This window comes from Streptomyces niphimycinicus, assembly GCF_018883605.1.
Lineage (GTDB): Bacteria > Actinomycetota > Actinomycetes > Streptomycetales > Streptomycetaceae > Streptomyces > Streptomyces niphimycinicus.
This window is the reverse complement of sequence record NZ_JAHLEM010000049.1, coordinates 1-25,818: the sequence shown is the minus strand read 5'-3', so window position 1 is coordinate 25,818 and position 25,818 is coordinate 1. Positions and strand designations below refer to the sequence as shown.

The following is a 25,818-nucleotide window of genomic DNA, read 5'->3' as shown; positions in this document are numbered from 1 at the left end:
CCAGGCGGCGATCTTGACGCCCCCGCAGAATCCGCGAGGACAGGTGCACGTTGAAAATCCGTACCGGTCGGCTTCGAGCAGTGACGTTTCTCTTGGTAGCGTTGGCATGCATGCCAACGCTGTTCAACGTATGGACATCCAGCAATCCGGCAACCCCGGCGAATGACCGAAGTCAGTACAGCGTGGTGCGGCATACCGAAGACATCGCCGCCGTAACCATCACCCACCGGATATCCTCCGCAGAGGACTAGGATTTCCAGTCGGCCACGATGATTCAAGGCCCGGGTCACCGACCCGGGCCTCTCGTGTCCGTACCGTCGGGCATGCGCTCCTGGCGGTGCCGCGGCTCTCTCCCTGGCAAAAACCCCGCGCCCTAGGCGGCCTCGCGTCGTTAGGATCCGGCGCATGGCCACAGCCGACCACGCAGTTGCCCATGTCCTTACGGGCTACCGGCCGAAGACCACCGCGGAATGCGTCGACCTCGAGCGGGTGCTCGGCGTTGTCGAGGCGGACGGCGCACCCTGGGACCGGTCGACGCCCCTTCACATCACCGCATCCGCCCTGATCGTGCATCCCGACAGCGGCCGCGTGCTGCTGCGCTGGCACCAGCGCCACCAGTCGTGGCTGCTGGTGGGCGGGCACGGCGACCCGGGCGAGCACGATCCGCTCGCCATCGCGCTGCGGGAGGGGCGGGAGGAGACGGGGCTGCCCGATCTGGCGCCGTGGCCGGACGCGGACGTACGGCATGTGGTGATCGTCCCGGTCCCCGCGAGCAGCCGGGAGCCGGCGCATGAGCACGCCGATGTGCGGTATGTGCTGGCCACCAGCGTTCCCGAGGCGGTACGGCCGGAGAACCCGGACGCGCCGCTGCGCTGGCTGACGCCGGACGAGGCACGCATGGCGATCACCGAGGCCAATGTGCTGGACACCTTGTCCCGGGTGGAGTCCCTGCTCGCGCGCTGATCCCGTGCGGTGGTGGCGCTCCGCCGGCTCGCCTGGCGTACGTCAAGAGGTCGCCGGCCAGCGCCACAGGGAGATGGCCAGGCCCAGGCCGCCGAGGGCGATGGCGAGCGGGAGGGTGGGCCGGGCGGTCCGCGCGAGGGACCCTGAGCGGGAGGCCACGAGTCGGCGGAGCGGATCGCGGACCAGGATCAGCACCGAGCCGAGGGCGATCAGCCACGGTACGACGGTCTCGAAGGCGGAGGACGGGGTTCCCAGCAGCAGGGCGGCCCCGACCGCGCCGCCCAGCGCCGCGATTGCTCGGGCCTACCAGGTCAGGGCGTCCTGCGCGGTCGTCTGCCAGTACGTGACCTGGGCGGCGCTGTCGATGTAGACCGAGCCGCCGGGCAGTTCGACGCTCGCGGGGTCCTCGCTGCCGTCGATGAACACCTCGAGGGAGTTGACCTCGCTGCCCTCCGAACCCGAGCCGTCCCCCGAGGAGGTGGTGATGCCCGCGTAGGCGCTCTCGCCCGGGGCGAGCACGACGACGGACTGCGGCTGGCTGTCCTCGTTCACCGGAGTGGCGGACTGCGCGTCCTCGCCGAACTTCAGACCGGGGTAGCCGACCAGCTTGCAGTCCACGCCGGCCCCGTTGGTCGCCTTGAGCAGCAGGTGGTTGATCGGGTTCTTGACCTTCTGGAGGGAGAAGGCCGTCTTGTTGACGTCGCAGTCGCCGATCGGCTCGTCCTCGGGCGCCGCCCCGATCTTCTGGGCCTGCGTCTTCGCGTCCTTGGCGTCCGCGCTGCCCCCCTTGGCCGTCTTGTCCGCCGGAGCCGAGGCCGACGACTTCGCCTTGCCCTCGTTGTCCGAACCTCCGTCTCCGCTGCCGCCGCACGCCGCCGTCAGGCCCAGCGCGGCGACGGCCAGCATCGAGGCGGCGATGGTACGGACGGTGCGGCCGCGGCGGTAGGCGGTGACGTTCATGGTGGGTTTCTCCCCTTGCGTCGGGTCGGCGGTCCGGCCGGTGTTCCGCTCCGGCCCTCGGTATGGCTATGAGCCTGCCGTGATCCGCTGGCGTAAAGCTGCTGCCGAAACGCCGTTCCGCTAACGCGGCACTAACGCAACGGCACGGGTCCCACCTCCAGTTGGCCGCCCCGCCCGTTCGCCGGTCCGTCCGTTTGTCCCGCCGCCGGAGGGCGCTGCGCTGGTAACCGTTCCGCCACGCCCTGGGCCGCCTGGTCCGCCGATGCCCCCGCCGACCTAATCTAGGAGGCCGGTAGGGCCGTTCAAGACGCGGAGACAGCGCGGGAAAGGGGATCGGCGATGCCGCTGGCCACCGGGGATCCGGAATCCATAGGCGGCTACGCCCTGGTCGACCGGCTGGGGTCGGGCGGCATGGGCGTCGTCTATCTCGGGCGTTCGGCGTCGGGGCGGCAGGTCGCGCTCAAGCTGGTCCACGAGCAGTACGCGCAGGACGAGGAGTTCCGGACCCGTTTCCGGCAGGAGGTCGCGGCGGCGCGCCGGGTGAGCGGGGCGTTCACCGCACCCGTCGTGGACGCCGATCCGGAGGCCGACCGGCCGTGGATGGCCACGCTGTATGTGCCGGGGCGCACCCTCTCGGAGGTCGTACGGAAGAACGGCCCCTTGGACGGGCACACCTTGCGGACGCTGGGCCTCGGGCTGGTCGAGGCGCTGCGCGAGATCCACCGGGCCGGGGTGGTGCACCGGGATCTGAAGCCCGCCAACATCCTGATGGCCGAGGACGGGCCGCGCGTCATCGACTTCGGCATCTCCCGCGCCGTCGACAGCCAGACGCTCACCGTCACCATCGGGCGGGTGCTGGGCACCCCGCCGTTCATGTCGCCTGAGCAGTTGCGCAGTCCGCGGGACGTCACGGCGGCGTCTGATGTGTTCTCGCTGGGGTCGCTGCTGGTGTTCGCGGCGCGCGGCAGCAGCCCGTTCGAGTCCGACAGCCCGTATCTGTCGGGCTACCAGGTGATGTACGAGCATCCGACGCTCGACGAGGTCCCGGCACCCCTGCGGGGCATCGCCGAACGCTGTCTGGCCAAGGAGCCGGAGGCCCGGCCGAAGCTGGACGAACTGCATCAAATGCTGCGTGCGCTGCCGGACTTTCCCGCGGCGGAGCGCGTCGAAACGGCCGGTGGTCCGGGGTCGGCCGCTGGTCCCGGGTCGGCCGGGGGTCCCGGAGCGGCCGGGGGTCCCGGAGCAGCCGGGGGTCCCGGAGCAGCCGGGGGTCCCGCGAGGGTTGCCGACGTCGGAGCGGCTGCCGCTGGGCGTCCTCCCGCCTCCTCGGCCCACGATCCGCGGCCCGCTCCCCAGCCCCCCGGCTCGCAACCCCCCGCCCCCGGGCGCATCGGCCCCGGCCGGGGCGCTCGGCGGCGGCTCGTCGTCACCTCCGCCGGGGTGGCCCTGGCCGTCACCGGGCTGATCGTCGCGGCGGCGGTCTTCGCGCCGGACATGACGGAGTCGTCGGGCGACGCGTCCTCCGCCTCCGCCACCGCGCCGTCCCAGAAGCCCGCGTCGCTCCCCGAGGGCTGGAAGCCGTGGCGAACGGATCTGCGGGTCGAGACCGAGGGGCCGCCCTTCGTCTACCAGCAGTCCGGATGTGTCCCGGACAACGGCCGGACCCTGTACTGCGCCGGAAACGGGTTCACGGTCGCCAAGGTCGACGCCGCCACCGGCCGCGTACTGTGGCGCTGGGGCACCCGCCCCCAGGCGGCGCGCCCGGTCGGGGTGCGGGACGGAATCGCCTACGCCTACCGGGCGTCGGAGGACGGCCACCGGTCGGTGGTGGCCCTGGACGCCGCCACCAAGCGACAGCGGTGGGAGCAGCGGATCAACGGCTCGGCCCCGGTGGAGCTGTTCCGCGGCGGGGTGCTGACGCTGTCGCCGGACGGCGGTCAGCTCGTCGCCTACGGGACGTCGGGTAAGCGGCTGTGGCAGTCACCGGCGCCCCAGGGGAAGTACTGCGAGCCGACGGTACTGGGCGGCGAACCGTACGGCCTGTGCTCACCCGTTGCCGCCAACGGCCTGGCCGCCGAGGGCCCGTACGAACTGCTGCGGTTCGACGCCTCGGACGGCAAGCAGCACGAACTCACCACGCTGCCGAAGAAGACACTGACCGTCGGCGCGGCAGCGGGCAAGCCGCTGTTCCTGATACCGCAGACCGCGAAGGAGGTGTACGAATCGGGCTACGAGCGCCCGTACACCGCCATGCTCCGGGTCGATCCGAGCACCGGCGAGACCAAGCGGATCCCGCTGCGCCGCCCGGTGCTGGGCAAGCCGACCCTGCTGCGCGGTGTCGTCTACTTCGTCCGTGCCAACGGCACGGTCACCGCGGTCTCGGCGGACAGCGGCCGGGAGCTGTGGCAGCGGGCGACGGAGACGGAGAACCTGTCCACGCCCGTGCTCTCCGGACGGTACGGGCAGTTGTACTTCTCCAACCGCTTCGGCCGGCTGCTGGCGCTGAACGTGGACAACGGCACGGAGGCGTGGCGTACGGCCGCGCTGGACAACCCCGGGACGGCGGCGGAGGACACCGAGCCGAGGGTGGTGCTCGTGCGGGACGCGATCGTGGGGACGGCCGGGGACACGGCGTTCTCCGTGCGCCCGGACCGCCCTTCGGCGCGGCACCCGTCCTGATCGGCGCGGCTGGGGCCCTACACCGCGGCCGGGCCCACGAGTTCGTCCAGGACGTCCGTCATCGTGACGAAGCCGAGGACCGCCGTACCGGTGTCGGCCGTCACGACGGCCAGGTGGGTGCCGGTGGCGCGCATGGTGGTGAGGGTGTCGTCCAGCGGGGTGTCGGCCCGCACCCGGGAGATGGTGTGGACGGCGGTACGGGGGAACGGGCGGTCCCGGTCGACGGCGCCCAGGGTGTCCTTGATGTGGAGGTAGCCCAGGATGGCGCCGCCGGGGCCGGTGACCGGCAGCCGGGAGTAGCCGGAGGCGGCGGCCGTGCGTTCCAGTTGGGCGGGGGTGACGCGATGGTCGACGGTGACCATCGCGTCGAGGGGGACGAGGATGTCGCCGACCCGCCGGGTGCCCAGCTCCAGGGCGTCGCGCAGCCGGTCGCCGCCGGACTTGTCGAGCAGCCCGGCGTCGCTGGAGTCCCGTACCAGCCGGATGAGTTCATCGTCGGTGAAGACCGACTCGACCTCGTCCTTGGGCTCGACCTTCAGCAGCCGCAGCACCGCGTTGGCGAAGGCGTTGACGCCGAAGACGACCGGGCGCAGGAGGCGGGTGAGGGCCACCAGCGGCGGGCCGAGGAGGAGTGCGGTGCGCTCGGGGGCGGCCAGGGCGATGTTCTTGGGGACCATCTCGCCGATGAGCATGTGGAGATAGGTGGCCGCCGTGAGCGCGACGACGAAGGCGATCGGGTGCACCAGGGCGTGCGGCACATGAACGGTGTCGAAGACGGGCTCCAGCAGATGGGCGATGGCCGGTTCGGCGACCGCGCCCAGGGCGAGCGAGGAGATGGTGATGCCGAGCTGGGCCGTGGCCATCAGCGCGGACAGATGCTCCAGCGCCCACAGCACACCGCGCGCCCGCTTCTCCCCCGCCTGTGCGCGCGGTTCGATCTGGCTGCGGCGCACGGAGATCAGGGCGAATTCGGCACCGACGAAGAAGGCGTTGGTGAGGAGGGTGAGGGCGCCGATGGCGAGTTGGATGACGGTCATCGGGTGGCCTCGGTGATCTCGGCGGGCTCGCCGGTGTTGGAGGTCTCGCTGGTGTTGGAGGTCTCGGTGGTATTGGAGGTCTTGGTGATCCGTACGCGGTCGGCGCGGTGGTGGTCCACCTTCAGGACCGTGAGCCGCCAGCCGTCGGTCTCGACGGTGTCCCCGGCGGCCGGGATGCGCTCCAGGGCGGTGGCCAGGAGGCCCGCCACCGTTTCGTACGGACCCTCGGGGGCGGTCAGGCCGATGCCGGTCAGCTCGTCCAGCCGTACGCTGCCGTCCGCCTCCCAGGTGCCGGGGCCGAGGGGCACCAGGCCGGGGGTCTCGTCGGTGTCGTGTTCGTCGCGTACGTCGCCGACGATCTCCTCGACGATGTCCTCCAGGGTGGCGACACCCGCCGTGCCCCCGTACTCGTCGATCACGACGGCCATGGTGTGCGCCCTGCGCAGCCGGTCCAGCAGCCGGTCCACCGGGAGGCTGTCGGGGACCAGGAGCGGGGGCGTGGCCAGGTCGGTGACGGGGGTGGTGGCGCGGTCGGCGGCGGCCAGGGCGAGGACATCGCGGATGTGTACGGTGCCGACGACCTCGTCCAGGGTGTCGCGGTAGACGGGGAAACGGGACCGGCCCGTCGCCAGGGTGAGGTTGGCGGCGTCGGCGGCCGTGGCGTGGGCCTCCAGCGCCTGGACGTCCACGCGCGGGGTCATCACGTTCTCGGCGGTCAGCTCGCTCAGACGCAGCGTACGGACGAACAGCTCGGCCGCGTCCTGTTCCAGCGCGCCCGCGGCGGCCGAGTGGCGCGCCAGCGCGACCAGTTCGTCCGGGGTACGGGCGGAGGCCAGCTCCTCGGCGGGCTCCAGGCCCAGACGGCGCACCAGGCGGTTGGCCGTGTTGTTGAGGTGGTGGATCAGCGGGGCGAAGGCGGCGGTGAAGGCGCGCTGCGGGGCGGCCACCGCCTTGGCCACGTGCAGGGGGCGGGAGATCGCCCAGTTCTTGGGCACCAGCTCCCCGGCGACCATCAGCACCACCGTGGAGAGGGCCACGCCCAGCACCAGCGCGGTCGTCGAGGCCGCGCCCTCGGGCAGGCCGGTCGCGGTGAGCGGGCCCTGGAGCAGGGCGGCCAGCGAGGGCTCGGCGAGCATGCCGATCACCAAGGAGGTGACGGTGATGCCCAGTTGGGCCCCGGAGAGCTGGAACGTCAGCCGGCGCACCGCCGTCAGCGCGCTGTCGGCCCCGCGCTCACCGGCTTCGGCGGCGCGCTCCAGGTCACCACGTTCGACGGTGGTGAGGGAGAACTCGGCGGCCACGAAGAGCGCGCAGGCGAGCGTGAGCGCCAGCGCGAGGAGAAGCAACAGGATCTCGGTCACCGTGCCACCGCCGTCTGCCCGCTCAGGGGCTCCCTGGTGAGGGATGCCGTGGTGAGGTGCGTCCTCGTGAGAGGCGTCCTCGTGAGGGGCGTCCTCGTGAGGGGCGGGCGGAGGGTGGCACGGGTGGTACTGGGAGGGTCAGGGTCGCCCATCGCGGGTCTGGTGCTCCTTCGTCGCTGGTAGGTGGCTCGCCGGGACGTCCGGTCGATCCCCACATGTCCGGGGAAGGCAGTGTCCCTCCACCCATAGTAAAGGGACGGTAAAGGTGCGGGCTCCGGCCCGCACCGCGGCCCGCGTCCGGATTCGCTCCGCGCAACCTGCGGCTTTTCCGGGTCGGCTCGATTGGGGACGGGGTTGCCTGTCGTCGGCACAGGTTTATCGGCAATACTTCCCGCCGTGGAGCAGAGCACTGGACCGATCATCCCGCCCATGCACACAGCCGGGACGGATCCGGGGTATGTCCCCGGCCTGACGTCCCCGCGCCCTGCCGAAGTGGAGGAGGACGCACCGGACAACGCAGCAGAGCGGCCGCCCGAGGAAGTCACCGCCGAGGACGAAGCCGACCAGGTGAAGGGCGCCGAGGGAGAAGGCGCCGACGCCGAGGCGGAGTCCGACGACGAAGCCGATGCGAAGGGCGACGTCGGGTCCGACGGGGAAGCGGACGACGACGGCGAGGAAGCGGAAGGGAAGGAGGACGGCGAGGAGGAGGACGGCGGCGTCACCTTCGACGTGTCCGACCGGCGCGGTGCGATCCGGGCCGGACGCCATGGTGTCGTGTTCGAACTCGACGGCGAGAAGGCCGAGTTCGGATGGGACGAGATCGGCGCGGTGGAGGTCGACTCCCCGCGGTTCGGGAAGCGCTTCGGGATCACGGTCTATACGACCAACCGGCGTTGGTACACGGCCGATGTCGAGGCACCCGCCCGTAAGTTCCTCAAGGAATGGACGGCGGAGCTCGACGCGGTGCTCGACGCGTATTTCGAGGACTCGGCGGACGGCGAGGCCGAAGCGGACGCCAAGGGCGACACCGACACCGACACCGACACCGAAGCCAAGGACGCCACCTCGTAGCGGCCATCCGCGCGGGTGGCGGTTCATCCGGTCCTCGCAGCGCACAACCGTATCCGGCGCCGGGAAAACGGTCTAACGTCGGATTTCAGCAGCGGAACGACTGGGGGGCGGCCGCCGTATGACACCGGATGATCCTGTGATCGGTTGCACCGGGGTGCTGGTACTCGGCACCCGGGGAGCCGGTGGTCCCGGTGAGGTCCTGGTGCGGGTCAGAGGCGGTTCGGAGACGTTCCTCGCCTGGTCTGCCGACCCGTTGCCCCAAGGCGCGTCCGTCCTCGTGATCGACTTCCGTGGCTCCCGCCAGGTCGACGTCATCGAGTGGACCGATCCATTGAACGCGTCGTCCGGCACGGCCGGCGGCGCCGGCTGAGGAGACGAAGGATGTTCGGTTACCGCGTGCCCGCACCCGACCAGGCGATGCTGATCTCGGGGGGCAGGCGTGGGCAGGGGGGTGCGCCGTTTCGCGTGGTGACCGGGCACGGCAAGTTCGTGCTTCCGGTCTTCCGCAAGGTCCGCTTCCTGACGCTGGCGATGTGTGAGGCGGAGGTCGAGGAGAAGTGCGTCAGCCGGCAGGGCATCACGCTGACGGTGCGCTCGGTGATCGCGTTCAAGGTGGGCAATGACACCGAGTCCATCGTCAACGCGGGGCAGCGGTTCCTCTCCGACCAGGAGCAGATGGCGGTGCTGACGGGCCGGATCTTCGCGGGCCATCTGCGGTCCATCATCGGCTCGATGACGGTCGAGGAGATCATCACCGAGCGGCAGAAGCTGGCCACCGAGGTGCTGGACACCTCCAAGGCGGAGATGGCGAAGATCGGTCTGATCGTGGACTCGTTGCAGATCCAGTCGATCGACGACGGCGACACCGGCTATATCGACGCGATGTCCGCCCCGCACAAGGCCGCCATCCAGCGGCAGGCCCAGATCGCCCAGGCGCAGGCCAGCCAGGCATCGGCCGAGGCGGAGCAGGAGGCGGCGCGCAACCAGGCCGAGTACGCGCGGCAGACGGCGGTGGTCCAGGCCCAGTACACCGCCGAGGTGGACCGCGCCCAGGCCGAGGCCGCCCAGGCGGGGCCGCTGGCGGAGGCACACGCCCAGCGGGAAGTGCTGGCGGCGCGGACCGAGTTGGCCCAGCGGGCGGCCGATCTGCGGCAGCAGCAGCTCGTGGCCGAGATCGTGAAACCGGCGGAGGCGGAGGCCGAGCGGATCCGGGTCGTGGCCATGGCCGAGGCGGAGCGGATGAAGATCCAGGCCGAGGCGGCGGCCTCGCACGGCCGGGTGGCGCTCGACCGCATGCTGATCGACCAGCTTCCGCAGATCGTCAAGGAGGCCGCCGCCGGGCTGTCCGGGGCGAACGTCAACGTCCTCAACGGGGCCGATGGGCTGAGCGAGATCGCGGCGGGCCTGGTCGGCCAGGGGCTGACCATCCTGGACGCGGTGCGGCGCAACATGGGCACGCCGGGGCCGCAGGACGAGCCGAAGCCGAAGCGACAGGGCGGGGCGGACGACGGCGCGGTCGAGGTCCGTTAGGGGGCGTCCCGGGGGCGTCCGGCGGGTCGTGACGGCTGCGGCGGGCCGCTCCCCTGACCCCGGACGCCCTTCGGGCGTGTCCTCAATCGCCGGACGGGCTGGATGCGCCCCCACGGCTCACCCCGGAAGCAACCGCGTCAGCTCGTCCGCCACCGCCCGCGCCGCCGGGCTGGTCCAGCGGCGGCGGTGCCGGGTGAGGTGCACGGGCACCGGGGGGATGGGTGGGCCGTGGACTTCGGCGAGTTGGCCGTCGGCGAGCTGGCGTTCCACCGTGGCGCGGGGCAGCAGCGTCAGGCCGAGCCCGGCGGCGACGCAGGAGCGGGCGGCCTCGATGCTGCCGAAGCGGGTGAGGCGGGGTGGCGGGCCGGGGAGGGTGAGCAGGGTGCGGACGAGGTGGTCGCTGTAGGAGCAGCCCTGTTCGTGGACGAAGAAGCTCTGCGCGGCCAGTTCGTCCCAGTCCGCCTCGCGGCCGGCCAGCGGATGGCCGGGGGCGGCGAGGTAGACGAGGGGTTCGCGGGCGATGGGGCGGGCGACCAAGTCGGCGTCGGTCACCTCCTGTTCGAGGAGGAGGGCGAGGTCGAGCCGGCCCGTACGCAGGCCCTCGACGGCCGCCGCGGTGCCCGCGGGGTGGAGGTGGAGGTCGATACCGGGGTGGCTGCGGCGCAGGGAGGCGATCACGCGGGGGAGGTGCGAGGCGCAGAGGGACTCGCCCGCGCCGAGGGCGACGGGGCCCTCCACCGTGCCGTCCGCGCCGTCGCCGTTTCCGGCCGCCGCCACCGCGCGCAGCCGGGCCTCGGCGTCCAGCACCTCCTCGGCCTCCTTCAGCAGCCGGCGGCCGGCGCTGGTCGGCAGGGCGCCTGACGGCAGCCGGTCGAAGAGGCGGGTGCCCAGTTCCCGTTCCAGGGTGCGTATCTGGACGGTGACGGTGGACTGGGCGAGATGGAGATCGGCGGCGGTCGCGGTGAAGCTGCCGGTTCTCGCCAGCGCCGCGAACGTCCTCAGGAGTCGTGTGTCCACGACGGTCAGGATAGGCAGCCCCCACCTGGCTCCATCGGGTTTCTCGATCGCCTCCAGCGAAAGGAATCGTTGGACGCGATACCGGCCGCGGTGGAACGGTGGACGGCATGACGGCACCCACGACGGACATCGACGTTCTGCACTACTCCGCCTTCACCACCCACCCCGACGGCGGCAACCCCGCCGGTGTGGTCCTCGACGCCGCGGCCCTCGCGGACGACGACGCGGCCATGACCGCCGTCGCCGCACGGGTCGGCTACTCGGAGACCGCGTTCATCACCGAGCGGGACGAGGCCGCGCGCCGCTACCGGCTGCGGTACTTCAGCCCGCTCGCCGAGGTCGCCTTCTGCGGACACGCCACCATCGCCACGGCCGTCGCCCTCGCCGACCGCGACGGCCCGGGCGAGCTGGTCTTCGACACCGCCTCGGGCGAGATCCGCGTCGAGACCACGGCCGACGGTGACGGCGACGGCGACGGCCCGTCCCGGGCCACGCTCACCAGCGTTCCCACCCGGTCGCGCCCCGCCGACCCGGGCACGGAGGTCGAACCGACGCTGGCCGCGCTGCGCTGGTCCGCGGACGACCTGGACCCGGCCCTGCCCCCGCATGTCGCCTTCGCGGGCAACGACCACCTCGTCCTCGCCGCCGCCACCCGCGAGCGGCTGGCGGACCTCGACTACGACTACGACGCGCTGGAGGCGGTGATGCGGCGGCACGGCTGGACGACGGTGCATCTGGTGTGGCGCGAGGCGGGGGACGGCTCCGCGCGTGGCTCGGCGGACGGCGTTACGAACGGCTTCGTCTTCCACGCCCGCGATCCGTTCCCGGTCGGCGGGGTGGTCGAGGACCCGGCCACCGGCGCCGCGGCCGCCGCCTTCGGCGGCTATCTGCGGGCTCTCGGCCTGGTCGACGGCCCGACCCGGGTCCGTATCCGCCAGGGCGAGGGCATGGGCCGCCCCAGCGATCTCCTGCTCGACGTCACGCCCGACGAGCCCCGGGTGCGGGTCAGCGGGCAGGCCGTCCGGATCCCGCAGAGCGGGTGAGGCGCGGTGCGAAACACCGACGCGTGACACCGTGACACCGTGACACCGTGACACCGGCCTCGGCCTCGGCCTCGGCCTCGGCGGTCACGGTGCGGGCGGAGCCGCCTGTGCCAGGCCCGTCTGGTAGGCGATGACGACCAGTTGGGCGCGGTCGCGGGCGCCCAGCTTCGTCATCGCGCGGTGGATATGGGTGCGCACGGTCAGCGGGCTGAGCGTGAGGATCTCGGCGATCTCGGTGTTGGACCTGCCCTCGGCGGCCAGGCCCATCACCTCGCGCTCACGGCCGGTGAGCTCCGACAGGCGCTCCGGGGGCGCGAGGTGGGTGTCGGGGGCGGGGGACATGAGGAAGTTCGTGATGAGGGTGCGGGTCGCGGCGGGTGACAGCAGCGCCTCGCCGGAGGCCACCGTGCGCAGACCGGCCAGCAGGGCGTCGGCGGTGACGTCCTTGCCGAGGAAGCCGCTGGCACCGGCGCGCAGCGCCTGGGCGACGTAGTCCTCGGTCTCGAACGTCGTCAGGATGAGGACGCGGGTGGCGGCCAGCTCCGGGTCGGCGCAGATCGCGGAGGTGGCGGCGAGACCGTCGGTGCCCGGCATCCGGATGTCCATGAGGACGATGTCGGGGTGGTGGGCGCGGGTCAGTTCCAGCGCCTCCGCGCCGTCCGATGCCTCGCCGACCACCGTCATGTCCTCGCAGGAGTCGATCAGTATCCGGAAGGTGGCCCGCAGCAGGGCCTGGTCGTCGGCGAGCAGCACCCTGATGGTCATGACTCTTCTCCTGCTGCTGGAACGTCTGTGGCCGCTGCGGCCGCCTGGGGGGCCGCTTCGGGCGCCGCCTGGGGTGGCGTCTCGGGTGCCGAGGGCTGGAGCGGCAGTGCGGTGGTGACCTCGAAGCCGCCTTCCGGGCGGGGGCCCGCACGGAGTTCGCCGCCGATGGTGTGGGCGCGTTCGCGCATGCCCATGACGCCGAAGCCCCGGTTCGGCCCGGGCTCGGCGGCAGCGGTGGTGCCCGTGGCGTCCGGGCTGCCCATGGCGTCCGGGCCGTCGTTGCTGACCGTGATCAGCAGGCGGGATCCGGCGTAGGCGATGCGTACGTGTGCGGCGTCCGCGGCGGCGTGCTTGGAGACGTTGGTGAGCGCCTCCTGCACGATCCGGTACGCGGTCAGGTCCACCCCGGGGGAGAGCGGGCGGGGCTCCCCCGTCGTGGTGACCGTGACGGCGAGCCCCGCGGACGCACACGCCGAGACCAGTTCGGGCAGCCGGGCGAGGCCGGGGGACGGCTCCAGCGACGCGGCGGCCGGGTCGTCGTTCTGGCGCAGCAGTCCCAGCGTGGCCTTCAGCTCGCGCAGCGCGGAGGAGGTGGTGCCGGTCAGGTCGGTGAGGATCTTCTTCGTCTGCTCGGGGCTGGTGAGCGCGAGGTGGGCGGCCGTACCGGCCTGCGCGTTGGCCAGGGCCATGTGGTGGGCCACGACGTCGTGCAGCTCGCGGGCGATGCGCATGCGCTCCTCGGTGACGCGCAGCCGGGCCTCCTCCTCCCGGGTGCGCTCGGCGTGTTCGGCGCGGGCCTGCACCGATGCCAGGTAGACGCGCCGCAGCCGGGTCATGTTGCCCGCGGCGAGCGGCAGCATCAGCCAGAAGAAGGGGCCGATCGTCCTGAGCAGCAGGGGGAGGCCGTCCATGGAGTCGGCGAACACCGCCGCGGCCATCAGCGCCACCATGGTGGTGACGCCGAAGACGCGGGTGGTCTTGCGGTCGCTGAGCGTGGCCAGCCAGTAGAGCGCCGCCATGACGGGGCCCAGCAGCAGGGGGGTGAGCAGATACCCCCGCGAGATCGCGATCACGGTGCAGACCGCGGTCACGACGACGGCGGTGCGCGGATGGCTGCGGTACTTCAGCAGGGCGAGGCAGGACACGCCCATGAGGACGACGGCGGTCCTGTCCTGGTCGGGTGGGTTGGCGCCGGGCAGGCTGAGATTGCTGCCGAGGGTCGCACCGCCCATCAGTGCCAGGACGAGCGCCACGTCGACGACACGGGGGTAACGGTCGGCGTAGTGCTCGAAACGGTCCGTGTAACGCTCAAGGCTGGTGCTCATCGGGCTCTCCGGTCGTTGCTCTCGGGCCATCGTGACCGTTTCCCCGCTCCCCGCGCGAACGGCTGCCGGGACCGCCCATGGCGTTCGCCACGGGTGGCCCCGGTCGGTGGGGTGGGCAGGGTGGTCGTATCAGGTACGGGCCACTTCGCGGCCGGGCGTCCCGGCCGGATGCGGGCCCGCCTCCGGGTCCGCCTCCGGGTCCGCTTCCGGGTCGGCCTCCGGGTCCGCCTCCGGGTCGGCTTGCGGGTCTGTTCCCTGGTCCGCTGCCCGGCCCGCTTCCTGGCCCGCTTCCTGTCGGCGGCTGAGGGCCTCGCCCTCCACGTCGACGTTGGGCAGCAGCCGGTCCAGCCACTTCGGCAGCCACCAGGCCCTGTCGCCGAGCAGGGCGAGCACGGCGGGCACGATCGCCATCCGTACGACGAAGGCGTCGAACAGGACGGCGCAGGCGAGTCCGAACCCGATCATCTTGATCATGGAGTCGCTCTCGCCGATGAACCCGGCGAACACCGCGATCATGATCAGCGCGGCGGCCACCACCACGCGGGCGCTGTGCCGGAAGCCGGAGGTGATCGCCTCGCCGGGCCTCTCGCCATGGACGTACGCCTCCCGCATCCGCGAGACCAGGAACACCTCGTAGTCCATGGCCAGGCCGAAGACGATGCCCACCAGGAAGATCGGCATCAGGCTCATGATCGGGCCGGTCTGTTCCACGCCCAGGAGTCCGGCGCCATGGCCCTGCTGGAAGACGAGGACGACCACGCCGAGGGAGGCCAGCACCGACAGCAGGAAGCCGAGGGCCGCCTTCAGCGGGACGAGCAGGGACCGGAAGACCACCAGCAGGAGCACGATCGCGAGGCCCACGACGACGACCAGATAAGGGATCAGCGCGGCCTGCACCTTGTCGGAGATGTCGATGTTCAGCGCGGTGGTGCCCGTGACCTCGAAGGTCGCCCCGGTCTCGGACTCGACTCCCGGCCGCTCGCCCCGAATGGTCGTGACCAGGTCCTTGGTCTTCTCGTCGGTCGGCGACGTGGCCGGCACGACCTGGAAGACGGCCGTGTCACCGGCCTGGTTGAAGCGGGGCGGGGAGACGGAGATGACGCCTTCGGTGCCGCCGATCCGCTTCGCGACGGTTTCGGCGGCGCGCTTCGCGTCGGCGGCACCCTTCGCGCCGTCGGCCCCTTTCGCGCCGGCGTCCCCTTTCGCGCCGGCGTCCCCCTTCGCGTCCACGACGACGGTCAGCGGCCCGTTGAAGCCCGGCCCGAACGCCTCGGCGAGCGCGTCGTAGGCCCGGCGCTCGGTGGTGGAGGTCGACTTGGCCTCGTCCCCGGGCATGCCGAGTTGCAGGGCCGTCATCGGCACCGCGAGGGCTCCGAGGCCCACCACGCCGAGCAGCAGCACGGGCAGCGGACGCCGCAGTACGAACCGCGCCCAGCGGCTGCCCCCGTTGTTCCGGGTGCCCTCCTCCTCGATCCGTCCGGTCTTGCGGGCCCGCCGCCGGAGCACGGCGTTCGGCCAGAACCCGAGGAACGCCGGGACCAGCGTCAGCGCGATCAGTACGGCGACGACGACCGCGCCCGCCGCGGCCAGGCCCATCTTGGTGAGCATCGGGATGCCGACCACCGCGAGTCCGGCCAGCGCGATGACCACGGTGAGCCCGGCGAACACGACCGCGGAACCGGCCGTGCCGACCGCCAGACCGACCGCCTCCTGCGGCACACGGCCCTTGGCGCGTTCCTCGCGGTAGCGGGAGACGACGAACAGGGCGTAGTCGATGCCGACCGCGAGGCCCAGCATCATCGCCAGGGTGCCGGTCGTCGTGGACAGGCCCAGCGCCTGGGACAGGGTCAGGATGGTGGCCATGCTCACGCCGACGCCGATGAGGGCGGTCAGCAGCGGCAGTCCGGCGGCGGCCAGCGAACCGAAGGTGACCAGCAGTACGACGGCGGCTATCGCGACCCCGATCACCTCGGCCACGCCGCCGGGCCCGGCACCGTCGTCCATCGCGCTTCCGCCCGCCTCGACGGTCAGCCCGGAGTCCCGGGCCGTGTCGATGGCCCGCTCCAGACGGGTCTTGCCGGCGTCGGTGAGGTCGTTGGCGGCGACCTTGTAGGTGACGGACGCGTACGCCGTCGAGCCGTCCTTGCTGACGGCCTTCGCCTGGAACGGGTCGACAGCACTCGCGACCTGTGGGCCGTCGGCCAGGTCGGCCACGGCCTTCTCGACGGCCCGCTTGTTCTCGGCGGCGGTGACCTTCTCACCGCCCGGCGCGACGAAGACGACCCGGGCGGTCGCGCCGTCGGCGGAGGTTCCGGGGAAGCGCTGTTCCATCAGGTCGAACGCCTTCTGGGCCTCGATGCCCGGCATGGAGAACCCGTCGTCGGAGGCTCCCGGAGCCTTGAGGGCGCCCAGCCCGACGGCAGCCAGCACGGCCGCCCAGACCAGGGCGACGTACCAGCGTCGCCGGAAGGCCAGACGGCCCACTCGGTAAAGGAAAGTAGCCACGGCAGGAGGTCTCCACATCTGGTGCCGAACATCTGGTGCCGACTGTCCGTCCAGGCTCGCTGGGAGGGGGCGGTCGTGTCGTCATGCGCCTGCCGACACTTCCGGCTACTGAGAACGCAGTACGGAGGGGGCGAGGGGGTCAGCCGCTGGTACGACGGACCCTGTGGGGGTTCTCGGGGTGATCGGGGTGGTCGGGGTGGTCGGGGTGGTCGGGGTTGGGGTGGTCGGGGTTGGGCTGGTCGGGGTGATCGGGCTGGTCGGGGTGATCGGGCTGGTCGGGGTGATCGGGTGCGGCGCCGTTTCGCGCCTTCGGCGCAATTGAGCAGCGGCGGCGGAGGTGGGGGGCGCGGCGCCGCTGCCGGGCGCCGGGTCGGTGGGGTGGGCGCCGGTGGCGGCTGCGCTGGTCGGGGGCCGGGGTAGGTGCCGGGCATCCGGAGGGGGTTGGGGTACCCCTCTTGAAAATGCTTGACAAATTAGTTGCTTCAGATCAAGCGTTTTTTGGGGGGGTACCCGGAGGGGCCTATCGGAGGCCGTGGAGCTTGGTGATCAGACGGCGCAGGAGGGCCACCCGGTCGCTGCCACGCGGTCGGCAGTCCTCCAGCCGGCGGACGACACCTGGCGGTACGTCCTCGACCCCGACGGCGTCAACGACCTTGTCGAGCGCGTGGATGCCCCAGTACTGGTTGAAGGCGATCGGCTCCCTGACGACGGCGTCGGCGAGCAGGGTCAGCGCGTCGGGTACCGGCACCGCGTAGAGCCGCGCGTAGGCGGCCAGCCGCAGACCGCCGTCCGGGGAGGTGAGCCAGCCGTCGAGGTCGGGGTCCGCGAGCCGCTGGGTGGCGCGCACCAGCCGCGCGAAGATGCCGCTCATGCGCTGCGTACGGGCGGATCCACTGGCCATCGACCTACGGACCCCGAGGTATTCGGCGGCCAGTCGGCGCACGTCCGCCAGCGCCGTGGCGTCGTCGGTCTCCGGTCCGTCGTCGCCGCTACCGACGAGGGCGGCGTCGGCGATGCGCTCGGCGGCCTCGATGCGCTGCTCGACCGCCTCCTTGAACTCCAGGCGGACCCCGCCCGGCAGTTCGATGCTGTTGAGCAGATCGCGCAGCCAGGGCACGACCGCCACGACCAGGAGCGCCACGGTGACGTTGTCTATCTTCAGATCCGGTGCCAGCACATGGGTGACGGCCACCGCGACAGCCACGCCGCTCACCACGGACGCGACAATGTACCGACGCCCCGCGCCCCGCCCCGAATACCCCTCGCCCTCCCCGGGCTCCCCCTGCCTCATGTGCCCCAGCATGCCCCAACCGGGGCCGCTTCAGGCCGGACAGGCGTGGGCCCGGGCCACCCGCCTACGCTGCCCGCATGATGCGCGCAGTGGTCTTCGACGTCGGCGAGACCTTGATCCGGGATGACCGTGGGTGGGCCATGTGGGCGGACTGGCTGAACGTCCCCCGCCATACGCTCTCCGCACTCGTCGGGGCGGTCGTCGCTCAGGGCCGCGACAACGCCGATGCCCTGCGGCTCATTCGGCCCGACATCGACATCGCGGCAGAGCGAGCCGCGATGGAGGCCGCCGGGGTGGGTGAGGAACTGAGCGAGGTCGATCTCTACCCGGATGTGCGTCCGGCCCTCGCGGCCCTCCGTGAGAAGGGGATCCGGGTCGTCATCGCGGGCAACCAGACCGCGCACGTCGGCCAGTTGCTACAGGAGCTGGACCTCCCGATTGACGAGATCGCCACGTCGGGAGAGTGGGGCGTGGCCAAGCCCGACCCCCGCTTCTTCGCCCGCGTCCTGGACCTCGTGGCCACTCCGCCCGACGAGACGGTGTACGTGGGGGACCACCCCGCGAACGACATCCGTCCGGCAAAGGAGGCGGGACTGCGCGTCGCGCATCTGCGCCGTGGGCCGTGGGGTCATCTGTGGTCCGGCACAGGTGAGGCGGCCGGTGCCGACTGGCAGATCGACTCGCTGCACGATCTCGTACGGCTCGCCGCCCTGTAGGACTCGGGGTCGGGGCAAGGCTTCGCTCACTTCGTCAGGAGCTTCATCAGCTTCTCCGTGTCCGCAAGATCTTCGACGACTTCCGCAGCTCCGGCGGCCTGTAGATCGTCCGCATCGGTACGCCCGGTGGCCACGCCGATGACGCGGACGCCGCAGCTCAGGCCGCCCTCGACGTCGTATGGCGTATCCCCGACAAGGACAGCGTTCTCCGAGGGCATCTGCGCACGCCGCAGAGCAGTGCGCACCAGTTGCGGGCGTTCGTCCGCGTCCTCGCCGAAGGCTCCGATCGAGAGGTCGATGTAGTGGTCGAGACCGAACGCGGCCAACTTCACCTCTGCGGCGGCCCGGACGTTGCCGGTCATCACGGTCTGCGTGACCCCGGCCCGCGCCGCCAGGGCCGCGAGCAGCAGTGACGCTCCGGGGAGGGCACGCCCGCGTTCGCGAAGGTCGGCCGCGCGCCGTACGTGGGCCGCTCCGAGCGCCTGGGCGAACCGCTCGAACAGGTCACGGCTGTCGTGCAGTCCGTGGAGCCTCAGCGTTTCCCGGAGGATGACCGGCTCGGTCGATCCGTCGATCTTCACCTGCTCCCGCATGGGCTGACCGGTGACCTCTTCGAACGCTTCGGTCCAGATCTCGCGGCCGACTCCCTGGGTATCCACGAGTGTGTGGTCGATGTCCCACAACACGAGCAGCGGCACTGTATTGCCTTCCGATCGTTGGATACCGACCCCCGTTGGTGACGGGCGCCATACGCTGAGTGGGCATACGTACGGAGGTAGGCATGGTCGCATCCGATCTGCCCATCGGCGACAGGATCAGGCACTACCGCGGCGAGCGGCGACAAGATGTCGTGGCTGGGCTCGTCGGCATCGCTCCCGATTACCTGTCCCAGATCGAACGGGGCTTAAAGGTGCCCTCGCTGCCCATCCTGCACGCCATCGCCCAGGAACTCGGAGTGCCCACCACCGCGCTGCTTGCCGACATGGCCGTAGGCAGCCGCGCGTCCCTGGACACGACCGAGCCCGCGATCGTGCGGGCTTTGATGGGCTACGGGTCGCCTTGTAGCCCTTCCTCCGCCGAGCCGACAGCACTGCGCGAGCGTGTGGAGAGCGCCTGGCGGATCTGGCAGAGCAGAAAGACCCGATTCACCGACATGGCAGGCGTTCTGCCCGGCCTGATCGCGGATGCCGAGCACGCTGCCCGGACCGCCCGCTCGGCCATGGACCCCGCCCAGCGCCGAAGCATCATGCGTGTGAGGGCTGACCTCTACTTCCTGTTGCGGTCGTACCTGCGGCGTACCAGCCGGGTGGATCTGTCCATGATGGCCGCCGATCGGGCCGTACGGGCAGCCGAGGAAGCGGATGACCCGCTGCGCATGGCGGCCGCTCAGTGGAACCTGGGACACGTTCTACTGGCCGCTCAGGAACTGGACGGCGCCGAGCAGGTCGCGCTCCGCGCGGTCGAGGAGCTACGCCGATCGCCCATTGCGGAGCCGGACAGGGTCGCGATGTCAGGGGCGCTCCAACTCGTGGCGGTCGTCGCGGAGGCCCGGCGTCGTGACTGGTCTGCGGCACGGGACAGACTCAGGAACCACGCCCGTCCAGCGGCTCGGAGCGTCGGAGAAGGCAACATCATGTGGACCGTTTTCGGGCCGACGAACGTGGCCTTGCACGAGGTCAGCATCGAGATGGAAGCAGGCGACACAAGCGAGGCGCTACAGGTGGCAGACGATGTGGACACCAGTGATCTGCCGTCCATGGAGCGATCGTTCACTTTCAATCTGGAGGTAGCGCGCTGTCACCACTTGCGCCGCGACGACGCGGCAGTGCTCCTGAACCTGCTGGAACTTGAGGACTTGGCCCCGGAGGACCTGGCACGTACGCCCCTGGCGCGAAAGCTCATGCTCACGGTGATCCGACGAGGCCGGACGATGCATGCCCGGCAGGCTGAGAAGCTGGCGGAGCGGGTCGGAGTCTTCTGACCACCGAGCCCGTGGTTCGCCCGAACTGACAGCTCGGGTGGGCAGCCGCCGGTGTCTCTACGGTCAGTCATCATCTGACCACCCATGACGCCGGGGGCTTCCGTGCACACCAGCACCCCTAACCCACAAACATGGGCGCCACCGCGCGGCGCCGACGTAGAGATGGTGCGGGTCGGCCCGCACTGGGACGTCGTACGGGCGCCGGAGGCGCTCGGCGGGCGGGCGTTGGAGTTACTCGGTGGGGCCTCCGGGGCCGTCATCGCCGACTACAACCTCATGTACTGGCTGATCCGGCCGGGAAGCGCCCAGTGCTGGCGACGCATCCGGCAGGTGCAGACGCTCGGCACGGGGCGCGTCGAGACCTCGTATATCGGGGTTCCCCCCGTCGACCGCACCAGCGGGCCGTATCCGCACTGGCGCGTGCCGCTCGGGCCGGGTCGGTATCTCACCGATGCCGGCCGGCTTCGCGAGGCCCTCGCCCGGGCGGCCGTTGCCGAGTTGGGCACCGATGAGGGGGCGGACCGGTGAGCGAGGGCTCCCTGGCCGCGCAGCGGGACGTCGCGCTGGGCGGGATCGAGTTGCCGGATCCCGACACGCTGACCGGGCCCCAACTGGAGGGCTGGCACTGCGCGCTGTGCGGGCGGCGGCTGTACGCCGATCAGTTGCTCGGCACGGTGGTGTGGGCCCGCGGCAGCAGGCCCCAGGAGGTCGAACTGTGGGTGTGCCGGCCGCTCTGCCGCGAGGCCCCCGGTGGCGCGTAGGCAACGCCGAGACGGTCAGCCGATGGGGTTCACGAACGTGGCCGGGTGGGTGGCGGCTCGCTGGTCGAGGAGTGCGCCCCACGGCCACTCCAGCTTCGGCGAGCTGGTCTCGTTCGGCGGAGCGACGACGGCGATGGCGCCTCGGCGGTTTCCCGCCCCCGGCCTCAGGGGGCGATCTTGTCCGGGCGAACAGACAATGAGCGAGAGGGATCCTGTCACGGCTGCGGCGGGATGTGTGGTTCCGCGGTCTGGAGGTCGTGGGAGATGGGTCCGTGCAGCCTGCCGCGCCGCTCCCGGTCCGGCTGTCGACCGCAGAGCGGAGCGGCCCCGAGACGCGCCGCGCTCACCCCGGACCAGAGAAGGACTGATCGTGATGTCGGACGAGAGAGCCGAACGCATCGCGGACTTCATCGCGCCACTCCGGGTGAAACCGGGGTCGAAGGTGCGCCTCGACCGGGACTTCGATCCTCGCTACAGGGCGGGTCTGAAGAAGCGGGACGGGATCGAGCTGCTGCGGACCGGGGTGTCGCTGCTGGCCGAGTACCAGGAGCGGCTGGCCGCCCAGGACTCCTACGGCGTACTCCTGTGCCTCCAGGCACTCGACGCCGGTGGCAAGGACGGGACGATCCGCCATGTGATGAGCGGCGTCAATCCCCAGGGCGTGCGGGTCAGCAGCTTCAAGGTGCCCTCCGCCGAGGAACTCCGCCACGACTACCTGTGGCGCTACGCCCAGCGCCTGCCCACGCGCGGCGAGATCGCCATCTTCAACCGCTCGCACTACGAGGAAGTTCTCGTCGTGCGCGTCCACCCCGAGAACCTGGTCCGGCAGAAACTGCCGGACGACACGCTCGGGCCGGGCATCTGGGAGCGGCGCTACCGGGAGATCAACCACTGGGAGCGCTACCTCACGGACAACGGATTCAAGGTGGTGAAGATCTTCCTGAACATGTCCAAGGAGGAGCAGCGCATCCGCTTCCTGAAGCGGATCGACCGGCCGGAGAAGAACTGGAAGTTCTCCGCGGCCGATGTCCGGGAGCGGCGCCACTGGGACGACTACCAGCACGCGTTCTCCGAGATGCTGTCGGCCACGAGTACGCAGTGGGCGCCGTGGTACGTCGTGCCGGCGGACCGGAAGTGGTTCGCGCGGATCTGCGCGGCGGCGATCCTCGGGCACACCCTGATGGACATCGATCCTCAGTACCCCGACGTCGGGGAAGAGGCGCGGAAGGACCTGCTCGTCACCAGACGGGACCTGGCGCGGGAGGCCCCTGCGGGGGTCCCGGCCGATCCGTACGCCGACCGGCATCCATCAGCCGCGCGGGCCACTGGGCGGAGAGACCGGCCGAAGAAGAAGCGCGGCTAGGACCTGTCGGAGCGGCGTGCGACCGGCCCGGACGCATCCGCGGCCACGGATCGGAGGCAGAACGATGACGGTGCGTTCGAATTCCGTGGGAGAACCGCCTCCGTCTTCGGACGACGGCTGGTACGCACACGCTCCCGAGGAGGTCGTAGCGGCGTTCGGTGTCGATCCGGCGGCCGGTCTCTCCGCGGCACAGGCCACGAAGCTGCTGACCGCGCACGGCCCGAACTCGCTGCCCGAGGAGAAGCGGCCTGCGGCCTGGCGCCGGTTCCTCAGGCAGTACCGCAGTTACATGCAGATCGTCCTCGTGGCCGCGGCGGTGGTCTCGCTGCTCATCAAGGAGTGGACCACCGCGGTCCTGCTGATCGTCCTGACCCTGCTGAACGCGATCGTGGGCCTGCGCCAGGAGGGCAAGGCCGAGAGCGCGATGAACGCGCTGCAATCGATGATGAAGGCGACGGCACGGGTACGCAGGGACGGCACGGAGGCCGAGATCCCCGCGGAACATCTGGTCGTCGGCGACATCGTGCTCATCGCCGCCGGTGACCAGGTGGCGGCGGACGGACGCATCATCGAGGCCAGTGCCCTGCAAATCGACGAGTCGGCGCTCACCGGCGAGAGCGTCCCCGCCGCGAAGGACGCCGGCACGCTCCCGGGCCCCCTGCCGGCACCTGGCGACCGGACGAACATGGCGTTCATGAACACCCCGGTCACCCACGGCAGCGGCGTGCTCGTCGTCACCGCGACCGGCGCCGGAACCGAGGTCGGCAAGATCTCCGGGATGCTGTCGGCCACCGAGAAAGAGGTACCGCCACTCACCAGGGAACTCAACACCCTGACGCTGTGGATCACGGGGGCGGCGGCCCTGACCATGATCGTGATGTTCGCCCTGGGGCGCGGGCGGGGCGAGAGCTGGGACGTCCTGTTCGTCAGCGCGGTCTCGCTGGCCATCGCCGCCATCCCCGAGGCCCTGCCGACCGTGACCCAGGCGATCCTGTCCGTCGGCAGCCTCAACCTGGCGAAGCGGAACGCCATCGTCAAGGAACTGCCGTCCGTCGAGACCCTGGCGTTCACATCGGCGATCAACTCGGACAAGACCGGCACCCTGACCATGAACCAGATGACCGCCGTCGAAGTCGTGAGTCCCACCGACCGGTACACCGTCTCGGGCACCGGCTACGGGCTCGACGGGAAGATCCACCATGCCGCGGGGTCCTCCGCGGGCATCGAGGACGCGATCCTGCCGTACGTGGTGGCCAGCGACGCGAAGCTGGTGGACGGCAAGGTGGTGGGCGATCCCACCGAGGGCGCGCTGCTGGTGCTCGCGCACAAGGCCGGTCTGGACATCGACGCCACCAGGGAGGGACTTCCCCGGCTCGCCACGCTGCCATTCGACCCGGACTACAAGCTGATGGCCACCTTCAACTCAGCGGTCGACGCCTCCGGGCAGCCGATCGTCCGGTGCTTCGTCAAAGGCGCGGTCCCGGCAGTGGTGGAACGGGCCGCCACCGCGCTCGCGGCGGGCGAGACCGTACGGTGGGACGCCGAACTGAGCGCGCGCGCCGACGCGCAGACCGAGCGGATGGGCGGTGAGGGACGCCGGGTGATGGCCGCGGCCACCCGTGATCTGGACCCGGCCGGCTTCGAGCCGGACGGCGACCTCCTCGCGTACATCACCGGACTGCGGATGACCAGTCTCGTCGGCATGGTCGATCCGCCGCGCGAGGACGCCGGGGCAGCCGTGGCCGGCGCGCAGGCGGGGCACATCCGGGTCCGTATGGTGACCGGTGACGACGTCACCACCGGCGCGGCGATCGCCCGGCAGCTCGGCATCCCCGGCGAGGCGGTCCTCGGCGCCGACTTCGCCGCCATGAGTGAGGACGAGCAGCTCGCCCGGATCGACGGCATCGGTGTGGTGGGGCGCGTCGCGCCGGAGCACAAGGTACTGCTCGCCGGCACGCTCAAGAAGAAGGGCGAGGTCGTGGCGATGACCGGGGACGGCGTCAACGACGCGCCCGCCATCAAGGTCGCCGACATCGGTATCGCCATGGGCAGCGGCACGGACGTGGCGAAGAACGCCGGACGCATGATCCTCTCCGACGACCGCTTCGCCACCATCGTCTACGCCGTGGAGCAGGGCCGCAGAATCTACGACAACCTCACCAAGTACATCCGATTCGTACTGCTCCTGCTGGTCACCTTCGTGCTGACCTTTCTCGGGGCCACCGTCTTCAACATCACCGCCGGTGAGCCGTTCACCCCGCCGCAGGTGCTGTGGATCCACTTCGTCGTCAACGCCTCCTTCGGCTTCGCGCTCGGCTTCGACCAGGAGAGCCCCGGGCTCATGCGACGCATGCCGCGACCGCGAGGCGAGTCCGTGCTCACCCGGCCCGTACTGGTCACGGTCGGACTCGGCGGGCTGGCGATCACCGTCGTCCTGCTCGGACTGATCAAGCTCGGTCAGACCCGCTTCGACAGCGTCGGCACCGGCCAGTCGATCGCGTTCACCGCCTTCGCCCTCTGTCTGATCGTGGCCGCGTTCGAGTGCCGCAGCGAGACGGACTCGGTGCTGACGACGTCCACCTTCGACAGCAGGCAGATGAACTGGGTGGCGCTGGCCCAGTTCGTGCTCGCGGTACTGGTGACTCAGATGGACGGCTTCCGCCGCATCCTCGGAACGGCCCAGATCAACGCGCGGCAGTTCGGCTGGGCGCTGCTGGCCGCCCTCGGGCTCCTGCTCGTGTGGGAACTGGGAAAGTTCCTGGCCCGTCGCTCAAGAGACACCTGATGGATCGGCACTTCCCGGCCCGGTGGAGCAAGTATCAGGCCGGATACGCGTGGGTCTGGGTCGCCTTGAGGGTGGCCCAGACGGTGCGGCCGGGGTGCAGGGACAGTTCGGCCACCGCCACCGTCGTGAGGTCGGCCAGCAGGGGGAGTTCGCCGGTGAGGTCGACGCGGATCTGGTCGCCGTGCGACTCCAAACCGGCGACCTCCAGCCGCCACAGGTTGCGTGCGCTGGAGTCGGGGCGGTCGCGGTGAAGGGTGACCGCGGCGGGCGGGAAGGCGACGAAGACCGGGCCGGTGAGGTCCTCGGTGGTGGTGATGGTGGCGCCGCCGTCGAGCCGTACGGTGTGGCCGTCGGCACGGCCCTGGTAGAGGTTGAGGCCGACGAGGCTGGCGATGTAGTCGGTGCGGGGGCGGCGGGAGATGTCCGAGGGGGCGCCCTCCTGGACGGTACGGCCCTCCTCCACGACCACGAGCCGGTCGGCGAGCACCATCGCGTCCAGCGGGTCATGGGTGACCAGGACGGCCACCGCCTCGAACTCGGCCAGATGGCGGCGGAGCCCGGCCCGCACGTCGAGGCGGGTGCGGGCGTCCAGGGCGGCCAGCGGCTCGTCCAGCAGGAGCAGCCGGGGGCGGGTGGCGAGGGCGCGGGCGAGGGCGACCCGCTGG

At 71.2% G+C, this 25,818-nt stretch carries 24 protein-coding genes; 13 read left to right on the top strand and 11 right to left on the bottom strand.

Going from position 1 to position 25,818, the window contains the following annotated elements; translation table 11 throughout:
- Positions 1-405 precede the first annotated feature (405 nt).
- Positions 406-963 (top strand): NUDIX hydrolase, encoded by a 558-nt coding sequence (locus tag KN815_RS05930; protein WP_216340686.1) that lies wholly within the window; start codon positions 406-408, stop codon positions 961-963.
- A gap of 42 nt (positions 964-1,005) precedes the next feature.
- Here the strand turns inward: KN815_RS05930 and KN815_RS50070 are convergent, their stop codons facing one another.
- On the bottom strand, positions 1,006-1,158 hold the full coding sequence (locus KN815_RS50070) for a hypothetical protein (protein WP_253208788.1): 153 nt from the start codon (positions 1,156-1,158) through the stop codon (positions 1,006-1,008).
- 108 nt (positions 1,159-1,266) lie between these two features.
- Positions 1,267-1,923, bottom strand: coding sequence for a DUF4232 domain-containing protein (locus tag KN815_RS05920; RefSeq protein WP_216340685.1), 657 nt, complete (start codon positions 1,921-1,923; stop codon positions 1,267-1,269).
- A 339-nt stretch (positions 1,924-2,262) separates the two neighbouring features.
- Here KN815_RS05920 and KN815_RS05915 point away from each other — a divergent pair, with 339 nt between their 5' ends.
- Positions 2,263-4,602 carry a serine/threonine-protein kinase gene (locus KN815_RS05915; RefSeq protein WP_216340684.1) on the top strand — a complete coding sequence of 780 codons (2,340 nt, stop codon included), beginning with the start codon at positions 2,263-2,265 and terminating at the stop codon, positions 4,600-4,602.
- 17 nt (positions 4,603-4,619) lie between these two features.
- On the opposite strand, the gene KN815_RS05910 is transcribed toward KN815_RS05915, so the two are convergent.
- Together KN815_RS05910 and KN815_RS05905 are read right to left on the bottom strand one after the other, a co-directional pair.
- Positions 4,620-5,639, bottom strand: coding sequence for a hemolysin family protein (locus tag KN815_RS05910; protein WP_216340683.1), 1,020 nt, complete (start codon positions 5,637-5,639; stop codon positions 4,620-4,622).
- Positions 5,636-7,000 carry a hemolysin family protein gene (locus tag KN815_RS05905; protein ID WP_216340682.1) on the bottom strand — a complete coding sequence of 455 codons (1,365 nt, stop codon included), beginning with the start codon at positions 6,998-7,000 and terminating at the stop codon, positions 5,636-5,638. Before KN815_RS05905 ends, KN815_RS05910 begins: the two co-directional genes overlap by 4 nt.
- A 429-nt stretch (positions 7,001-7,429) precedes the next feature.
- Between KN815_RS05905 and KN815_RS05900 the strand changes: the two genes are divergently transcribed.
- The 3 genes from KN815_RS05900 to KN815_RS05890 all read left to right on the top strand — a co-directional run bounded on the left by KN815_RS05900 (position 7,430) and on the right by KN815_RS05890 (position 9,601).
- Positions 7,430-8,071 (top strand): hypothetical protein, encoded by a 642-nt coding sequence (locus tag KN815_RS05900; RefSeq protein WP_216340681.1) that lies wholly within the window; start codon positions 7,430-7,432, stop codon positions 8,069-8,071.
- Positions 8,072-8,189: 118 nt separating this feature from the next.
- A complete protein-coding gene (locus KN815_RS05895) occupies positions 8,190-8,441 on the top strand; it encodes an NfeD C-terminal domain-containing protein (protein WP_216340680.1) in 252 nt (83 codons plus the stop codon).
- A gap of 11 nt (positions 8,442-8,452) precedes the next feature.
- Positions 8,453-9,601 (top strand): SPFH domain-containing protein, encoded by a 1,149-nt coding sequence (locus KN815_RS05890; RefSeq protein ID WP_216340679.1) that lies wholly within the window; start codon positions 8,453-8,455, stop codon positions 9,599-9,601.
- A 117-nt stretch (positions 9,602-9,718) separates the two neighbouring features.
- On the opposite strand, the gene KN815_RS05885 is transcribed toward KN815_RS05890, so the two are convergent.
- A complete protein-coding gene (locus KN815_RS05885) occupies positions 9,719-10,618 on the bottom strand; it encodes a LysR family transcriptional regulator (protein WP_216340678.1) in 900 nt (299 codons plus the stop codon).
- Positions 10,619-10,725: 107 nt separating this feature from the next.
- Between KN815_RS05885 and KN815_RS05880 the strand changes: the two genes are divergently transcribed.
- Positions 10,726-11,661: a PhzF family phenazine biosynthesis protein gene (locus tag KN815_RS05880; protein WP_216340677.1), complete on the top strand. Its 936-nt coding sequence runs from the start codon at positions 10,726-10,728 to the stop codon at positions 11,659-11,661.
- Positions 11,662-11,745: 84 nt separating this feature from the next.
- On the opposite strand, the gene KN815_RS05875 is transcribed toward KN815_RS05880, so the two are convergent.
- The 3 genes from KN815_RS05875 to KN815_RS05865 form a co-directional block, all read right to left on the bottom strand.
- Complete coding sequence (locus KN815_RS05875; RefSeq protein WP_216340676.1) at positions 11,746-12,426, bottom strand: response regulator transcription factor; 681 nt, start codon at positions 12,424-12,426, stop codon at positions 11,746-11,748.
- Positions 12,423-13,751, bottom strand: a complete 1,329-nt coding sequence (locus KN815_RS05870; protein ID WP_216340675.1) for a sensor histidine kinase — start codon at positions 13,749-13,751, stop codon at positions 12,423-12,425. Before KN815_RS05870 ends, KN815_RS05875 begins: the two co-directional genes overlap by 4 nt.
- 129 nt (positions 13,752-13,880) lie before the next feature.
- Complete coding sequence (locus tag KN815_RS05865; RefSeq protein ID WP_253208787.1) at positions 13,881-16,256, bottom strand: MMPL family transporter; 2,376 nt, start codon at positions 16,254-16,256, stop codon at positions 13,881-13,883.
- 163 nt (positions 16,257-16,419) lie between these two features.
- Here KN815_RS05865 and KN815_RS05860 point away from each other — a divergent pair, with 163 nt between their 5' ends.
- A complete protein-coding gene (locus KN815_RS05860) occupies positions 16,420-16,578 on the top strand; it encodes a hypothetical protein (protein ID WP_216340674.1) in 159 nt (52 codons plus the stop codon).
- 198 nt (positions 16,579-16,776) lie between these two features.
- On the opposite strand, the gene KN815_RS05855 is transcribed toward KN815_RS05860, so the two are convergent.
- Entirely contained in the window at positions 16,777-17,460 is a 684-nt protein-coding gene (locus KN815_RS05855) for a hypothetical protein (RefSeq protein WP_216340673.1), read from the bottom strand.
- A 164-nt stretch (positions 17,461-17,624) separates the two neighbouring features.
- On the opposite strand from KN815_RS05855, the gene KN815_RS05850 reads away from it, so the two are divergent.
- Complete coding sequence (locus tag KN815_RS05850; protein ID WP_216340672.1) at positions 17,625-18,263, top strand: HAD family hydrolase; 639 nt, start codon at positions 17,625-17,627, stop codon at positions 18,261-18,263.
- A 26-nt stretch (positions 18,264-18,289) separates the two neighbouring features.
- Here the strand turns inward: KN815_RS05850 and KN815_RS05845 are convergent, their stop codons facing one another.
- Positions 18,290-18,961, bottom strand: coding sequence for an HAD family hydrolase (locus KN815_RS05845; RefSeq protein WP_216340671.1), 672 nt, complete (start codon positions 18,959-18,961; stop codon positions 18,290-18,292).
- A gap of 83 nt (positions 18,962-19,044) precedes the next feature.
- Between KN815_RS05845 and KN815_RS05840 the strand changes: the two genes are divergently transcribed.
- The 5 genes from KN815_RS05840 to KN815_RS05820 all read left to right on the top strand — a co-directional run bounded on the left by KN815_RS05840 (position 19,045) and on the right by KN815_RS05820 (position 25,153).
- A complete protein-coding gene (locus tag KN815_RS05840; protein ID WP_216340670.1) occupies positions 19,045-20,244 on the top strand; it encodes a helix-turn-helix domain-containing protein in 1,200 nt (399 codons plus the stop codon).
- An 84-nt stretch (positions 20,245-20,328) separates the two neighbouring features.
- The gene (locus KN815_RS05835; protein WP_308403637.1) at positions 20,329-20,772 is read left to right on the top strand and encodes a hypothetical protein; all 444 of its coding nucleotides are present in this window, start codon (positions 20,329-20,331) and stop codon (positions 20,770-20,772) included.
- Complete coding sequence (locus tag KN815_RS05830; RefSeq protein ID WP_216340669.1) at positions 20,769-21,005, top strand: hypothetical protein; 237 nt, start codon at positions 20,769-20,771, stop codon at positions 21,003-21,005. The genes KN815_RS05835 and KN815_RS05830 overlap by 4 nt, the downstream gene beginning before the upstream one ends.
- Before the next feature lie 373 nt (positions 21,006-21,378).
- Positions 21,379-22,368, top strand: coding sequence for a polyphosphate kinase 2 family protein (locus KN815_RS05825; protein WP_216340668.1), 990 nt, complete (start codon positions 21,379-21,381; stop codon positions 22,366-22,368).
- A gap of 64 nt (positions 22,369-22,432) precedes the next feature.
- Positions 22,433-25,153: a cation-translocating P-type ATPase gene (locus KN815_RS05820; protein WP_216340667.1), complete on the top strand. Its 2,721-nt coding sequence runs from the start codon at positions 22,433-22,435 to the stop codon at positions 25,151-25,153.
- Between the two features lie 34 nt (positions 25,154-25,187).
- Here the strand turns inward: KN815_RS05820 and KN815_RS05815 are convergent.
- A partial coding sequence (locus tag KN815_RS05815) for a TOBE domain-containing protein (protein WP_216340666.1) occupies positions 25,188-25,818 on the bottom strand: 631 nt, incomplete at its 5' end.